Annotated in this window: 14 protein-coding genes and 1 other RNA gene; 11 read left to right on the forward strand and 4 right to left on the reverse strand. The window is 41.2% G+C overall.

All coding sequences use genetic code 11. The annotated features are described in order from the left end of the window. Positions 1-394: 394 nt before the first annotated feature. Genes QQJ93_RS15025 through QQJ93_RS15040 form a run of 4 tightly spaced genes read right to left on the reverse strand, consistent with a single transcriptional unit; the run spans position 395 to position 3,889 of the window. The gene (locus QQJ93_RS15025; RefSeq protein WP_160117489.1) at positions 395-1,111 is read right to left on the reverse strand and encodes a BON domain-containing protein; all 717 of its coding nucleotides are present in this window, start codon (positions 1,109-1,111) and stop codon (positions 395-397) included. A gap of 5 nt (positions 1,112-1,116) precedes the next feature. Then, entirely contained in the window at positions 1,117-1,707 is a 591-nt protein-coding gene (locus QQJ93_RS15030) for a phosphoheptose isomerase (RefSeq protein ID WP_089124914.1), read from the reverse strand. A 3-nt stretch (positions 1,708-1,710) separates the two neighbouring features. Further along, entirely contained in the window at positions 1,711-2,094 is a 384-nt protein-coding gene (locus tag QQJ93_RS15035) for a YraN family protein (RefSeq protein WP_089124913.1), read from the reverse strand. After that, positions 2,063-3,889: a penicillin-binding protein activator gene (locus QQJ93_RS15040; RefSeq protein ID WP_089124912.1), complete on the reverse strand. Its 1,827-nt coding sequence runs from the start codon at positions 3,887-3,889 to the stop codon at positions 2,063-2,065. Before QQJ93_RS15040 ends, QQJ93_RS15035 begins: the two co-directional genes overlap by 32 nt. Positions 3,890-3,950: 61 nt before the next feature. Between QQJ93_RS15040 and rsmI the strand changes: the two genes are divergently transcribed. The 11 genes from rsmI (at position 3,951) to murG (ending at position 16,258) form a co-directional block, all read left to right on the forward strand. Next, positions 3,951-4,817 carry a 16S rRNA (cytidine(1402)-2'-O)-methyltransferase gene (gene rsmI / locus QQJ93_RS15045; protein WP_089124911.1) on the forward strand — a complete coding sequence of 289 codons (867 nt, stop codon included), beginning with the start codon at positions 3,951-3,953 and terminating at the stop codon, positions 4,815-4,817. 70 nt (positions 4,818-4,887) lie between these two features. Further along, an RNA gene (gene rnpB / locus QQJ93_RS15050) (RNase P RNA component class A) lies at positions 4,888-5,322 on the forward strand. A gap of 207 nt (positions 5,323-5,529) precedes the next feature. Then, positions 5,530-6,480, forward strand: coding sequence for a 16S rRNA (cytosine(1402)-N(4))-methyltransferase RsmH (gene rsmH, locus QQJ93_RS15055; protein WP_089124910.1), 951 nt, complete (start codon positions 5,530-5,532; stop codon positions 6,478-6,480). A gap of 13 nt (positions 6,481-6,493) precedes the next feature. Next, the gene (gene ftsL / locus QQJ93_RS15060; protein ID WP_089124909.1) at positions 6,494-6,814 is read left to right on the forward strand and encodes a cell division protein FtsL; all 321 of its coding nucleotides are present in this window, start codon (positions 6,494-6,496) and stop codon (positions 6,812-6,814) included. Further along, complete coding sequence (locus tag QQJ93_RS15065) at positions 6,811-8,568, forward strand: penicillin-binding transpeptidase domain-containing protein (RefSeq protein WP_089124908.1); 1,758 nt, start codon at positions 6,811-6,813, stop codon at positions 8,566-8,568. The genes ftsL and QQJ93_RS15065 overlap by 4 nt, the downstream gene beginning before the upstream one ends. 5 nt (positions 8,569-8,573) lie before the next feature. Further along, on the forward strand, positions 8,574-10,073 hold the full coding sequence (murE, locus tag QQJ93_RS15070; RefSeq protein WP_089124907.1) for a UDP-N-acetylmuramoyl-L-alanyl-D-glutamate--2,6-diaminopimelate ligase: 1,500 nt from the start codon (positions 8,574-8,576) through the stop codon (positions 10,071-10,073). Continuing rightward, on the forward strand, positions 10,070-11,470 hold the full coding sequence (gene murF / locus QQJ93_RS15075) for a UDP-N-acetylmuramoyl-tripeptide--D-alanyl-D-alanine ligase (protein WP_089124906.1): 1,401 nt from the start codon (positions 10,070-10,072) through the stop codon (positions 11,468-11,470). Before murE ends, murF begins: the two co-directional genes overlap by 4 nt. Next, positions 11,467-12,549 (forward strand): phospho-N-acetylmuramoyl-pentapeptide-transferase, encoded by a 1,083-nt coding sequence (gene mraY, locus QQJ93_RS15080; RefSeq protein ID WP_089124905.1) that lies wholly within the window; start codon positions 11,467-11,469, stop codon positions 12,547-12,549. The genes murF and mraY overlap by 4 nt, the downstream gene beginning before the upstream one ends. Positions 12,550-12,570: 21 nt before the next feature. Continuing rightward, positions 12,571-13,911: a UDP-N-acetylmuramoyl-L-alanine--D-glutamate ligase gene (gene murD, locus QQJ93_RS15085; protein ID WP_089124904.1), complete on the forward strand. Its 1,341-nt coding sequence runs from the start codon at positions 12,571-12,573 to the stop codon at positions 13,909-13,911. Positions 13,912-13,977: 66 nt separating this feature from the next. Further along, positions 13,978-15,207 carry a cell division protein FtsW gene (ftsW, locus tag QQJ93_RS15090; RefSeq protein ID WP_089124922.1) on the forward strand — a complete coding sequence of 410 codons (1,230 nt, stop codon included), beginning with the start codon at positions 13,978-13,980 and terminating at the stop codon, positions 15,205-15,207. Next, on the forward strand, positions 15,194-16,258 hold the full coding sequence (gene murG, locus QQJ93_RS15095) for an undecaprenyldiphospho-muramoylpentapeptide beta-N-acetylglucosaminyltransferase (RefSeq protein ID WP_089124903.1): 1,065 nt from the start codon (positions 15,194-15,196) through the stop codon (positions 16,256-16,258). The genes ftsW and murG overlap by 14 nt, the downstream gene beginning before the upstream one ends. Positions 16,259-16,268 lie beyond the last annotated feature (10 nt).

A 16,268-nucleotide genomic window follows, 5' to 3' on the forward strand; every position in this document is an offset into this window, starting at 1 on the left:
GGTTCGAGTCCCGTCCACTCCGCCACTTACATATCTTGAATAAAGAGTAAGAAACCTGATTCGAAAGAGTCAGGTTTTTTTTCGTTTGTAGAAAATGAAATTTAGAACAATAGGTATTGATAAGTGGGTGCTCTGTTAGTTTCTTCTAGCGAACAGCGAGTAAGCTGTTACCTTAGGTATCCTAAGTCATTAGATGATAATAGTACTTCTACCACTACCTTATAACTAACATCATCTAGTGCTTATTCTAGTACAATCTCTTAATAAAAATTATCACAGTTATTATTACTCACAATGCTGATATTGTTATTTTCATTCCTTTAAAGCTAAAAAAGCAGAGTAATTAATACCCTGCTTTTATTAAGTTAGTTGAATAGGTTTGTTTACATGATCATTACTGAGTGGTGAATACATCAGTTTCATCGATAGGAGTGTCAATCTCTTCAATTATTGGTGTAGCACTATTATTGTTTAACTGTTCTACTTTTGGTGAGATGCTCTTATCCTTTTCTAGTGCACTATTTGTTTCATTGCTATTTGAACTCGGAGCTGGTTTAGATTGGATAGTTGGAGTATTTACGTAATTGAATGCTTTGATTACTTTTGATACATCTTCTATTCTACTGGCAACGTCTGCAGCAATTTGAGCAGCTTCTTCTGATATGTTACCAATTAAAAATACTTCTCTATTCTCAGTTGTTACTTTAATGTTGTATTGATCTAATCGGTCATCTGATAAAAGAGCGCTTTTTACTTTAGTTGTTAACCAAATATCATGGCTAATTTGTTGGAATGATAGAGGTTTTGATATGCGAATTTGGTTATAGACTGTATCTACATTTGGTAAGTTTTTTACGTAGCCTTCGATATACTGTTTATTATCTTCATCAACGGATTGACCTAAAAGTAAGACGTGTCCAGCGCTCGTAATTTCGGAGGTTACTCGAACTTTCCCTCTATATTGGGGAGCTTGATTTAATGCATTGATATTAGATTGAATGTTCTTTTCTTGCCACTGCTGCTGAGCAGGAGTGGAAGTATTTCCTATTGAGGTACAACCAGTAATTAGAAATATACTAGATAAGCATAAAATAATAGCGTTTTTTTTCATATTACTCATCCGTCGTGAGAGGGAAAGATCACTTGATCAATTAAGTCACATAAACAGTGAAGTGTTAGCATATGGACTTCGTGAATTCTTGCAGTTCTATGTGATGGAATACGTATTTCTACATCTGATTCACCAAGTAACCCTGCAAGCTCACCACCATCTTTACCGGTAAATGCAATGATGGTCATATCACGAGTGACAGCGGCTTCAACGGCTTTGATTATGTTGCTGCTGTTGCCACTGGTAGAAATAGCAATCAATACATCTCCTGCTTGCCCGAAAGCTCTGACTTGTTTAGAAAAGATCTCTTGATAGTGATAGTCATTTGCTATAGCCGTTAGTGTAGATGTATCTGCTGTCAAAGCCATTGCTGGAAGGCTTGGTCGTTCTGTCTCGAATCGATTGAGTAAGCAAGATACAAATTGTTGTGCGTTTGCTGCAGAGCCACCATTACCACAACAAAGGATTTTATTGCCATTCAATAAGCTACTCACCATCGCTTGTGCTGCATGAGTTATAGCATCGGGAAGAGATTCTGCGGCAGCAATTTGAATCTGAATGCTTTCTTTAAAGCTATCATTAATGCTTTCTAGCATGTTTTATCCTTGCGTAATTGCATTTTTTATCCAGTTGATATCTTGACCATTTTTATGAATAGCAATGACATCAAAGCGAAAGGAGGTTTGCTCGATTGATAGTGATTGTTTCTTAAGCCACACCATGGCGGTTTTTATCAGCTTTTGAGACTTTTGATAGGTTACCATTTCTGCTGCATGGCCAAATGATGATGAAGTTCGATATTTCACTTCGACAAACACAAAAGTTTGTCCATCTTTCATTATTAAATCAATTTCGCCAAAGCGGCAGTTCATATTTCTATCTAATAGTTGGAGTCCTTGGCCAATCAAGTATTGATAGGCCAAGGTTTCATAATGAGAGCCAATTTCTCGCTTATTTTTTATCTTCTGACTGAAAAGCTTCATGCTCAGCCCAGCTTAGATCTCTTTGTACCACACATTGGTCATCGATACTTAGAGTGCCTGTTTGACCTTGGTATTGATAACTTTGTACAACTTTCATTGTTGGAAGTTGGGCAAGCAAGCTATATGAATCCATACCTAACGCATGTAGACGTTTTTCTGTATTACTGCTTTTGGGCCACAGGTTATCGTATTCAGCTAATTCAACGTTATCTTTATCTAATAGCATTGGAATATCGCTAAATACAATACCACTGACATCTTGATAAGCACGTGCCTTACCATTATTACTGCTAGAGTTAGAGAACAGTTTAGGTGGCTTAGCATCTGGATTGATAGCCACTTCAATGAATGGCTTTAGCAATGTTAACTCTGAGCGGTTTGCAATAATGTAGACGGAATCAATATCTCTACGGCTGCGAGCTTCGGTTTCCATTTCTATATTACTAATTTGTCTGATTTGATTGATACGTGCTTGGCTATCGGTTAGACCAAACGCATCTTTAACATTTTTTTGTAATTCAGCACGGTTACCGAATGGAGTCGATGCTACTGGCGTATTACTTAACTCATTCCATTTTTCTGTAAATGCCTCAGTAATACGCTCACCAAGTTTCCCTTTAGGTGCCAGAACTAGTGGATATTTAAAGCCCGTTTCGAAAATATGCTTAGCTGCTTGCGCCCCTTCTTGCTCTGGTGATAGCGTTAAGTAACAAACTTGGGTACCTTTATCTAATTCATCTGGGAAGTTTAGAGCCAACATAGGGATATTGTCGCTATTGATGTCTTGTAGTCGCTCAACATTATCTTTGATCAATGGACCTATAATAAAATCAGTATTATTGGCTTTTAGCTGAGCATAAATATCTTGCAGGCTTTGTGTTGATGTATCATAAACCGTCATTTTTAGAGCCGGATCTTTATCAGCATCATCTGTCATTGCATGAATAAAGCCATCTCGGATTAACTTTGCTGGCATTTCATATTTACCAGAAAGAGGCAGTAGTACCGCGACATTTTGCGGCGTTGAAATATCTAGATCTAAAATGCGTTGCACATCTTCAGGTGTGTGCGTCACGATTGGGTGACTAATATTTATTCCAAACCACTGCTGAAGTTCGGTTTTCAAACCACTTGGATTGTTTAGTTGTGTCTTCATTTGAGTGGAAACATATAGCCAACCTTGCAGCTCAGTTTCACTTGGTTGGGCTTTGAGTTGAATAATTTCATCTTTAGAATATTGTTCTAAGTTCTCCCAAATTCGCATATCGGTTGATTCTTGCTTATTGACAGGTTGAAATTCTTTGTAAGCAATCCATTCTCGGTCGGCATTGAAAAAATCTCGAATATCTTCAAACAGTTTAGCGCGTTGTTGATGATAGTTTCGCCATTGTGCGTCAGCTAATTGCCACTGCTGTTGGAAGTTTAATCCTTTCAATGCTGTCTCTGAGTCAACAGTAGCAGCAGTAATTTGCGCTTTTGCTAATTGCCATTCCGCTTGCTGCATATCATTTAAAGGAAATTGAACGATGCGTTTTAGTAGGCTTTGTCCTTGGTCGTAATCTTTTTCAACCACAGATGCTTTTAGCGCCATAATAAACAAATCAGTCTGTTCGTTAGATGGTTGAGTGTCATTCGCCTCAGTCGTATAGGCTAGTGAGGTTTGCACCGGTGGGGCTGTAATATCAACTTTATCTGATTCAGACGTGAGTGATGAACACGCTGATACTAATAACATCAAGGCGATAGAAGTAAATAAGCGTGGTACACTGAAGATCTTATGATTCATAATTTGCATGCGTTTTATTCTTTATGTGAAAGATTGACTCTATATTAATCGCTCAAGTGACGGTAAACAAATGATAGATAACAAAACTGCTCTTTTAGAGTCTCCAGCCCTGTATATTGTTCCAACCCCTATTGGTAATTTAGGAGATATCACTCAACGATCGTTAGATATTTTAAATCAAGTTGACCTGATTGCAGCTGAAGATACAAGACATAGTGGTCGTTTACTCTCTCATTTTGGCATATCAACCAAAACTTATGCATTACATGATCATAATGAGCAACAAAAAGCACAAGTATTAGTTGAAAAAGTGTTAGCGGGAGAGTCTATTGCATTAGTTTCCGATGCGGGAACACCTCTTATCAGCGATCCAGGGTATCACCTCGTGACTAAATGTCGTCAAGCGGGTGTTAAAGTTGTGCCATTGCCTGGTGCTTGCGCCGTGATCACCGCTTTAAGTGCTTCAGGGTTACCATCGGATCGTTTTAGCTTTGAAGGTTTCTTACCTGCGAAAAGTAAAGGTCGCAAAGATAAGCTATTAGAAATTAGCAAAGCTGAGCGCACTTGTATATTTTATGAATCGCCTCATCGAATTACAGATAGTTTAGGCGATATGTTGACAGTACTAGGTCCTGAGCGTGAAGTTGTGCTGGCCCGTGAATTGACCAAAACATTTGAAACGATTCATGGTGCTCCGTTAGGTGAATTGATCAACTGGATCAATGAAGATGATAATCGTAAGCGCGGAGAAATGGTCATTCTTATACATGGGCATCGAGAAGATAAGTCAGTCGATGCTCTTCCTGATGACGCTTTAAGAACGTTAAAAATTTTAACTCAAGAATTGCCACTGAAAAAAGCAGCAGCATTAGTGGCAGAAATTCACAATTTGAAAAAGAATGCCCTATATAAATGGGGACTGGATAACTTAAGTTAATATATTCACTATATATGGTGATTCGTTTGAATCGCTTGTCTTCTAAAGTGATGTGCGTATAATCCGCGTCGGAGTTGACTAGATAGTCGCTGCTTCGTTGATGTCCTTACTTGTTTTTTGCCTCGGTAGAAATCAGTGGGAGACTGTCGAAGGGGAGGAAAGTCCGGGCTTCAAAGAGCAGGGTGCCAGGTAACGCCTGGGGAGCGTGAGCTCACGACAAGTGCAGCAGAGAGAAGACCGCCGATGACGCTATTCTTCATTTCTTCGGAAGTAAGAAGCGAACAGGTAAGGGTGAAAGGGTGCGGTAAGAGCGCACCGTGCGTCTGGCAACAGTTCGTAGCAGGGTAAACTCCACCCGAAGCAAGACCAAATAGGCCCTCACATTGCGTTGCTCGCGTAAGGGGGCGGGTAGGTTGCTCGAGCCAGTGAGCGATTGCTGGCCTAGACGAATGGCTATCGCCGCGCAAGCGGAAACAGAACCCGGCTTATGATGTCAACTCCACCTATTTAAACGAACCCATCGTAGTTTTCTGCGGTGGGTTTTTTTATGAATTTCTTCATTCGTTGTCGCCCTTTTGACGTGCTATTAACGATTCTCGTTAGAATTAGCATAAACTAAGCCAAATAAGCGCAAATATCTGCTGTTTTCTTGCGTTGCGCGCCTGACATGAATATCCTAAGCCATTCATCTTTAATTGAGCTATTGAACCCTATGACCGACACCTTCCAACACGTTTCTGTACTCCTTAATGAATCTATTGAAGGATTGAATATAAAGCCAAATGGTATTTATATTGACGGCACATTTGGTCGAGGAGGTCATAGCCGTACAGTCTTATCTCAACTCGGTCCTGAAGGGCGCTTATATAGTATCGATCGAGATCCTCAAGCGATTGAAGAAGCAAAAAAAATAGATGATCCTCGTTTTACTATTATTCATGGTCCTTTTTCTGGTATCCAATCTTATGCTGAACAATATCAATTAGTTGGTAAGGTTGATGGCGTATTATTTGATCTTGGTGTGTCATCCCCGCAACTTGATGATGCTGATCGTGGCTTCAGCTTTATGAAAGATGGTCCGCTAGATATGCGAATGGATCCGACAACTGGGCAATCGGCCGCAGAGTGGCTAGCAGAAGCAGAGCTAGATGATATTACCTGGGTATTACGAGAGTTTGGCGAAGAAAAACACGCCCGTCGTATTGCTCGTGGTTTAGTTGAATATCGTGAAACCCCTGAAAGTGAACCACTGATGAGAACAAGTCAATTGGCTAAGCTTATTTCAGATGTTGCCCCAAAGAACTTTAAAGAAAAGAAGCACCCTGCAACGAGAAGCTTCCAAGCGATTCGAATTTACATTAATAGTGAATTAGAAGAAATCGACTTTGCTTTAAAAGGGGCTATGAATATTTTAGCACCAGAAGGTCGTCTTTCTGTGATCAGTTTTCACTCTTTAGAAGACCGTATGGTGAAGCGATTCATGCGTCGTGAGAGCCAAGGTCCTCAAGTTCCCCATGGGATCCCTATGACTGAAGATCAAATTAAAGCCTTAGGTTCTGCCAATATGAAAACGGTAGGTAAAGCGATTAAACCGTCTAAATCAGAAGTTGAAATGAATACTCGTTCACGCAGCTCAGTATTACGTATTGCTGAAAAACTATGATCACTAAAATACTATGACTGATAAACAACCACCCACTTTAATTCGTAGTATCTGGACCGATCTTATTTCGGTAGGTCGGGTTCCATTGGTATTATTGCTGCTTATTTTTGTAAGCTCAATTGCAGTAGTATTAACCACTTATAATACTCGTCATCAAATTACTTTGCGTGATGAGTTATTAGAAAGTCGAGAACAACTTGATAGTGAGTGGCGTAACTTGATATTAGAAGAAAACGCTCTTGCTGAGCATACTCGAGTTCAGAAGGTCGCAATCAAAGATCTTGAGATGAAACGTCCAGATTCGGATAAAGAAGTGGTTGTGAACCTTAAATGAATAAGCCGACAAATAAAAAAACGGTAAAGAACAAGAAAACCGTTAATAAAAAGAAATCATCTCAGTCCTCGGATATTCTGATCCCTTGGCGGTATAACCTAGTAATAGGCTTTATCGTATTAGCTTTATTTGTACTGGTGGCGCGAACAGCGTATATCCAAGTGATCGAACCTGATCAACTTATTCAACAAGCTGATATGCGCTCAGTACGCGTAAAAGCTATTGCAACAGCTCGTGGCATTATTTCTGACCGAAATGGTGAGCAACTGGCAGTGAGTGTTCCTGTACAAGCAGTTTGGGCAGATCCTGCCACCATAATTAAAGAGAATGGGCTTGATGAACTTGAGCGTTGGTATGCACTTGCTAACGTACTTGGGCTCGATCAACAAGGCCTAGTAGATAAAATTCGCCAGAATAAACGTAAGCGCTTTATTTACTTACAGCGTCAAGTTAGCCCAGCAATGTCTAAATATGTTCGAGAGTTGAAGTTGCCAGGTATTGGCCTTAAAGATGAGTCTCGTCGTTTTTATCCAGCAGGGGAAGTCAGTGCTCATGTGGTCGGTGTGACAGGTATTGATGGCCATGGCCTTGAAGGTATGGAGCGTAGCTTTGATGATTGGTTAACGGGAGAAGCCGGTAAACGAACTATTCGAAAAGATCGCTTTGGACGGGTTGTTGAAAATATTTCACTAAAAACACAAGAGCCAGGAAAACCTTTACAACTAACAATCGATCAACGCTTGCAGGCGATTGCGTATCGTGCGATTAAACAAGCGGTAGCCGATTTTCGAGCGACATCAGGAACTGCCGTTCTGGTTGATGTGAAAACCGGTAATGTACTCGCGATGGTGAATGCGCCTTCTTATAATCCTAACAACCGAGAACAATTGCAAAGTTTTCGTATGCGTAACCGAGCGCTTACTGATTCCATTGAACCCGGCTCAACCATGAAGCCATTTGTGATTTTGGCTGGTTTAGATAAAGGAATTATTGATGATAAAACGATTATCGATACAGGTAATGGCATTATGCGAATTGGTGGTAGTCGAGTTCGTGATTCTGAGCGCGCAGGTAAAGCCGATTTAACGACGATCCTAAAGAAATCAAGTAACGTAGGTGTGGCAACTATTGCCTTAAAAATGGATGTACGTGAAATTCTTGGCATGTACAGCGGGGTAGGTTTTGGAAATGTCTCGGGGTTACGATTACCAGGTGAAGTGACAGGGATATTCCCAGATCGCCGTCGTTGGTCTCCATTTGAGCAGGCGACCTTAGCATTTGGTTACGGCATCTCAGTAACACCACTTCAGCTTGCTCATGCTTACGCTACTTTAGGTAATATGGGCGTGAATAAACCACTGCATATTTTAAAAGGAAGCACATCAGGTCGTACTTTTAGAGCTGCTGATGCGGATGCTGCTCGTAAAGTGGTAGACATGCTTGAGCAAGTTACCCATAAAGGCGGTACGGCGCGTTCGGCCAAAGTTCCGGGTTATCGTGTTGGTGCTAAAACAGGTACATCACGTAAAGCAAAAGCAGGTGGATACAGTGATCAATATGTAGCATTAACGGCTGGTCTTGCGCCAATTAGTGATCCTCGCTTTGCATTAGTCGTGGTGGTTAATGAGCCACAAGGCGATCAATTTTATGGTGGCTCTGTTGCAGGACCTGTTTTTGCAGAAATTATGAAAGGGGCTCTGCAAATTATGAATGTCACGCCAGATGCGACACCTGAATCTGAGGCTGGAGAATAAAGGATATGGCTCGATTACTTTCTGAACTGTTAAAACCTTGGATTGAATTAGATTCTGAATTCTCCATCGATGTCGCGAACCTACAGCTTGATAGTCGTAAAGTATCCGTTGGTGATGTATTTGTTGCTATTCAAGGTCATGCGGTTGATGGCCGCGTCTTTATTGATAAGGCGATTTCTTCTGGTGCCGTTGCCGTTATTGCCGATGCCAGTGAGGAAAAGCCGCATCAACATGTTGAGTGGCGTGCTGACGTTCCGGTTATTTATTTATCAGAGATTGGATCGCAACTTTCATACTTTGCAACGTCTTTCTATCAGTTTGCCCCGATGCAATTAATCGGTATTACGGGCACCAACGGAAAAACCACCATTTCACAGTTGATTGCCCAGTGGATAGAGTTGCTTGGTAAAAAAGCCGCCGTGATGGGGACCACTGGTAATGGATTTTTACATGACCTAAAACCTGCGGTTAACACAACGGGTAATGCAATTGAAATTCAGCAAACATTAAGTCAATTGCAACAACAAGGAGCTCAATATACGGCGTTAGAGGTTTCCTCTCATGGTTTAGTGCAAGGGCGTGTGAAAGCGTTACCTTTCGCTGCCGCTGCATTTACCAACTTAAGCCGTGATCACCTTGATTATCATGGCAGCATGAAAGAATACGCAGAAGCAAAATTCAGTTTGTTTTCTCAACATGATTGCCAACATAAAATTATTAATGCAGATGATGAGGTTGGTCAGCAATGGCTTAAGCATTTACCTGATGCAGTCGCTGTTTCTTTGACTAAACCACAATCTATGTCGGCCCATCCATCTTCGATGCGTCGCTCTTTATGGGCCAATGAGGTTCATTATTCAGATGCGGGGATCAGCCTATCAATTGATGGTCATTGGGGAGAAGCGGATCTGCAAGCCCCGTTAATTGGGGCTTTCAATGCCAGTAATTTGCTGGTGGCGTTAGCCACTTTGTTGAGTCTAGGTTTTGAATTGGATCAATTAGTTCAAGTGGCTCCTAAATTAACTCCCGTGATTGGCCGTATGGAGCTTTTCCAAGCGTCCAGAGCCCAAGCAAAAATTGTTGTAGACTACGCACACACACCCGATGCGCTAGAAAAAGCATTGATGGCACTTCGTGTTCATTGCAAAGGAAAACTATGGTCAATCTTTGGTTGTGGCGGTGACCGTGATGCAGGAAAACGTCCAATGATGACGGAAATATCTGAACGTCTTGCTGATGAGTCGATCATTACTGATGATAATCCACGCTCAGAAAATCCGGCTAAAATTGTCGCCGACATGTTGCAAGGGGCGGTAACCCCAAAACACATTCATGTGATTCACTCTCGTTATCAAGCATGTCAATATGCTCTACAACAGGCTAGTGAAAACGATATTATTTTATTAGCGGGCAAAGGGCATGAAGATTATCAAATTATTAACGGTCAAACTGTGCATTATTCTGACCGTGAAACCGCACAAGTATTATTAGGATTACCTTTATGATCCCATTTTCTTTACAGCAACTTGCACTGATAACCTCGGGTAATCTTATCGGTGACAATAGCGACATTACCTCTGTGACAACAGATACTCGTAGCGTTGAATCCGGTGCTTTATTTGTAGCCTTAATTGGTGAGCGATTCGATGCTCATGATTTTTGTCAACAAGCGGCAGATTCAGGTGCTAATGCTTTGTTAGTTTCTAAGAAACTTGATCTCAATATTCCACAAGTCGTTGTTGATGATACTCAAAAAGCACTTGGTCAACTTGGGCAATGGATGCACCAACAATCAAATGCGAAAACCTTAGCACTGACAGGAAGCTGCGGAAAAACCACAGTTAAAGAAATGTTGGCCGCTATTTTAAATCAAAAAGGTCAAGTTCTTGCTACAGCCGGTAACTTTAATAATGAAATTGGTGTTCCCTTAACACTGCTACGTACTCAAGCTGATGACAATTATGCGGTGATTGAATTAGGTGCTAATCATTTAGGTGAAATTGCTTATACTACCAGCTTGGTTCAACCTGATATCGCGTTAGTGAATAATGTTGCGGCTGCGCATTTGGAGGGCTTTGGCTCACTTGATGGTGTTGCAAAGGCGAAAGGTGAAATTTACCAAGGTCTTTCTATGGATGGCGATGCAGTCGTCAATCTTGACAGCAATGGTCTATCTCATTGGCAATCTATCTTGGCCGATAAAAATGTCATCACTTTTTCTGTCAATAATTCAGATGCGGATTTTTATTCACAACAAATTGAAGTCAACCAGCGTGGTGAAGCTTCATTTGTTTTAGTGAGCCCTATAGGCAAAAAGCTTGTGAGCTTACCTATGATCGGCAAGCATAATATTAGCAATGCTTTAGCTGCTGCTGCAATGGCGATTCAAGCTGGAGCAACTTTAGATGAAGTGGTTAGTGGTTTACAGATACCAAGTCATGTTAAAGGACGAGTTGAAGCGATTGATTTAACCGAACAAGTACGTGTGATTGACGATAGCTATAATGCTAGTGTACCAGCGATGAAAGCTGCTGCCGATTTATTGGCAAATTATCAAGGTACGCGTTGGTTGATTCTCGGTTATATGGCGGAACTTGGTGATGAAAGCCAAGCATTACACCGAGAAGTTGGCGAGCATGTTGCGCAATATAATTTTGACTATGTTCTCACTTTTGGAGAGGATACCGCGATTATTAGTCAGCTGTGCCAACGAAATGATGATTTACCAACTTATGCTAAACATTTTACAACTCATAGTTCGATGATAGATTTTATTAAGCAGCACTTACCTAACCCAAAACTAGAAATGCAAGCAGACCAAAAACATACTTTACTGATCAAAGGGGCAAACAGCTCTAAAATGAGTCAGGTTGTTGCTGCTTTGAAGGAGAATTACGCATGATTATTTGGCTCGCAGAACTGTTACAGCCATATTTATCCTTTTTCCGACTGTTTGAATACCTCTCTTTTCGAGCGATTTTGAGCATTTTGACTGCTTTGGGATTATCACTTTGGATAGGACCTAAACTTATTCAACGTTTACAGCTTTTACAAATTGGCCAAGTCGTACGTAATGACGGCCCTGAATCTCATTTTAGTAAACGTGGTACACCGACCATGGGCGGAGTGATGATATTGGCAGCAATCACTGCAACAGTTCTCTTATGGGCCGATTTATCTAACCCTTATGTTTGGGCGGTGATGGCAGTACTGCTTGGTTATGGTGTCATCGGTTTTGTGGATGATTACCGTAAAGTTGTACGTAAAAATACCGATGGCTTGATTGCTCGTTGGAAGTACTTTTGGCAGTCAGTGATAGCTCTAGGCGTGGCGTTTGCTTTATATGCGATGGGCAAAGATACTTCTGCCACTCAATTAGTGGTTCCTTTCTTTAAAGATGTTATGCCACAGCTTGGTCTGATGTATATCGTGTTGACTTATTTTGTGATTGTTGGAACCAGCAATGCGGTTAACTTAACCGATGGCCTAGATGGTTTAGCAATTATGCCAACGGTATTGGTTGCATCTGGCTTTGGCGTTATCGCTTGGGCGACAGGTAATGTCAATTTCTCTGAATATTTACACATACCTTATATTCCATATACCAGTGAGCTTGTGATTGTTTGTACCGCGATTGTCGGAGCTGGTTTAGGGTTTTTATGGTTTAACACCTACCCAGCGCAAGTATTTATGGGCGATGTCGGCTCATTAGCTTTAGGTGGTGCTTTAGGTACGATTGCTGTTTTGGTACGCCAAGAATTTGTATTGGTGATCATGGGTGGTGTATTCGTTATGGAGACCTTGTCGGTTATCTTGCAAGTTGGATCTTATAAATTACGTGGTCAGCGTATTTTTCGTATGGCACCGATTCACCATCATTACGAATTAAAAGGTTGGCCTGAGCCTCGTGTTATCGTGCGCTTTTGGATTATCTCTATTGTTCTGGTATTAATTGGCTTAGCAACACTGAAAATACGTTAATTTTTTATAGGATATTACTTTATGTCACACTCATTATTAGCAAAATGGCAAGGGATACAACGTGTCGTTGTGGTTGGCTTGGGTGTGACCGGATTATCCGTTGTTCGATACTTACAAAAGCTACCGTGTGAGTTGTCAATAAAGGTGATTGATACTCGTGCAAAGCCTCCTGGTGTAGAGTCGCTTGATGCTAGCATTGAAGTTCATACTGGTAGTTGGCAGCTTGATTGGTTGTTGGAATCTGACTTAATTGTTACCAATCCGGGTATTGCCTTGGCTACCCCTGAGACCCAACAAGCTCTGGCAAACAATATTCCGGTAATCGGTGATATTGAATTATTCGCATGGGCAGCCAATGCACCTGTGGTTGCAATCACGGGTTCAAATGGCAAAAGTACGGTCACTGATTTAACTGGCGTTTTGGCTAAATCTGCAGGATTAACGGTTGGAGTCGGTGGCAATATTGGCGTGCCGGCTTTGGAACTACTCGCAGATGATGTCGATTTGTATGTGTTGGAACTTTCTAGTTTTCAACTGGAAACCACGTCATCACTGAAATTAGCTGCTGCTGCTTATTTAAATCTTTCTGAAGACCATATGGATCGCTACCAAGGCATGGAAGACTATGCTGAGGCCAAACAACGTATTTTCTTACATGCTGATAAAGCGATTGTTAATCGTGCTGAACCAGAGACCTTTCCGAAAAATGATATCCCAGTCGTCAGTTTTGGCTTTGATGAGCAAGACTTTGGCTTGGTATGGTTAGAGGCGCAAGAATATCTTTCTAAGCAAGGGCAGCCAATTGTTGCCGTTGAGGATTTAAAATTAGTTGGCCGACATAATATCGCCAATAGTTTAGTCGCTTTAGCCTTATTGGATAGTGTTGATGTTGAGTTAGCGAGTGTGATTCCTGCGTTGAAAACTTACTCAGGGCTAACACATCGATGCCAGTTAGTTGTAGATAATGATGGTATCAAATGGATCAATGATTCTAAAGCAACCAATGTGGCAAGTACGTTAGCTGCATTATCTGGTTTGCAATTAACGGGCTGCCTACATTTGCTGGTTGGCGGGGTTGGAAAAGGTGCGGATTTCTCTGAACTTGCACCTGTGCTGCAAAGCTTAAATGTTCAATTGCATTGCTTTGGTCAAGATGGCGACTTGTTTGTCCCGCTACACTCTTCGGCATTACGTTGGGAGACGATGGAGCAAGCGATTAAGTCGTTTCACCATAAATTAAAAGCGGGCGATTTAGTTATGCTATCTCCAGCTTGTGCCAGTTTTGATCAATTTAAAAACTTTATGGACAGAGGAGATGAATTTACTCGTCTGGCGCAACATTATACGAAATTTTCATCTTAATAACTCTTCTTAATTGCTCATTTATCGGATTGAAGGCTGACCGTGGTTAAAGCAAAAGTGCAAAATATGGGTAAAGGATTTCAAGGATGGGTGAATCAACCTTCTCCTGATGTACTTTACGATCGCCAATTGGTTTGGTTAGCATTTGGCTTAATGTTAATTGGCCTAGTGATGGTAACGTCAGCATCTTTCCCTATCAGTACCCGTTTAACTGGCGAACCGTTTCACTTTATGCTGCGACATGGCATATTTCTATTTCTCGCTTTATGTGCTGCGGCTGTTGTGGTGCAAATTCCGTTAGAACGGTGGATGAAGCATAGTATGCACTTACTTTTGCTCTCTATGTTTTTGTTGTTAGTGGTATTGCTGGTTGGGCATTCTGTTAATGGTGCGTCTCGTTGGATCCCATTAGGCTTATTTAATTTACAGCCTGCGGAAGTGGCCAAACTATCATTATTTATTTTTATGTCTAGCTACTTAGTACGTAAGCATGATGAAGTGAAAAGCTCATTTTTTGGCGGTTTTATCAAACCAATTATCGTATTTGGTTGCTTAGCAGTATTACTGCTTGCTCAGCCTGATTTAGGTACCGTGGTGGTAATGTTAGTGACGCTATTCGGTATGCTATTTATTGCGGGAGCAAAACTAAAACAGTTTATTGCTTTGTTATTAGTTGGCATCGGTGCCGTAGCCTTGCTGATTGTCGCTGAACCTTACCGTATGCGTCGCGTAACCTCGTTCATGAATCCATTTGAAGATCCTTTTGGTAGTGGTTATCAATTAACTCAATCTTTAATGGCATTTGGCCGTGGTGGTTTATTTGGTCAGGGGTTAGGGAACTCGATTCAAAAGCTGGAATACTTGCCTGAGGCGCATACTGACTTTGTGTTTGCAGTGGTGGGTGAGGAGCTTGGCTTTATTGGTGTGACATTAGTGTTATTGATGATTTTTGCTTTGGTATATAAAGCATTGTCGATTGGTAAAAAGTCGCTTGAGTCTGGTCATTTATTTGGTGGTTTTTTAGCCACTAGTATTAGTATTTGGTTCGCGTTTCAAACCTTAGTTAACGTCGGTGCTGCAGCAGCGATTGTACCAACTAAAGGTTTAACACTACCTTTGATTAGTTATGGTGGTTCTAGTCTTATTATTATGATGACAGCAGTAGCGTTGCTATTACGTATTGATTATGAGTGTCGCTTAGCAGGGGTATCAGGTAGAACCCAAAAAATAATAAGTGAAAAGAAATCTCAACTAAAGCAACCTCAACAAGAATTAAGTGATAATGAAAAAGAATAAACGTTTATTAGTAATGGCTGGTGGTACCGGTGGACATGTCTTTCCTGGTTTAGCTGTGGCAAAAAAGTTGCAACAACAAGGTTGGGAAATTCGTTGGTTAGGTACTCCTGATCGTATGGAAGCAGATTTAGTGCCAAAACATGGTATTGAAATTGATTTTATTCATGTAAAAGGTTTGCGTGGTCAAGGTATTGCTAAGCTAATTAAGGCTCCTTTTCAAATTGTTAATGCCATTATTCAAGCGAAAAAGCATATTAAAGCCTGGCAGCCAGATGTGGTTCTTGGTATGGGCGGTTATGTTAGTGGCCCTGGTGGTGTTGCTGCTTGGATGTCTGGTATCCCGGTAGTGCTGCACGAACAAAATGCTGTTGCCGGTTTAACTAATCAGTGGTTATCTAAAATAGCCAAACGAGTGATGCAAGCATTCCCAGGTGCATTTCCCAATGCTGAAGTAGTCGGAAATCCTGTGCGGCAAGATGTCGTTGACATTGCGGAGCCAAAGCAACGTCTAGGCCGACGTGAAGGACCTATCCGTATTTTGGTAATGGGAGGTAGCCAAGGTGCCCGAGTACTTAACACGACTTTACCACCAGTGATGAAAGCCTTAGGTGATGATTATGAAATCCGTCATCAAGCAGGCAAAGGTCAGTTACAAATAGTAGAAGGCCTGTATCAAGAAAACCAAGTGACTAATATTCAAGTAACAGAGTTTATTGAGGATGTAGCACAAGCTTATGAGTGGGCTGATTTATTAGTATGTCGTTCTGGTGCTTTGACGGTTTCTGAAGTTTCTGCTGCTGGGGTTGGGGCTATTTTTATTCCATTTATGCATAAAGATCGCCAGCAAGCACTGAATGCTGATCATCTTGTTCAATGTGGTGCAGCCTTAATGATTGAGCAGCCTGATTTGACTGAACAAGTTTTAATCGAACAAATACAACAACTGGATCGGACTCAGTTATTAACAATGGCAAAAAAAGCACGCGCTGCTGCCATTACCGATGCCGACACACGAGTAGCTGAAGCGATTATCGCTGTAAGCCAAGATTGAGAAAAAATTG

This window comes from Vibrio algivorus, assembly GCF_030161215.1.
Lineage (GTDB): Bacteria > Pseudomonadota > Gammaproteobacteria > Enterobacterales > Vibrionaceae > Vibrio > Vibrio algivorus.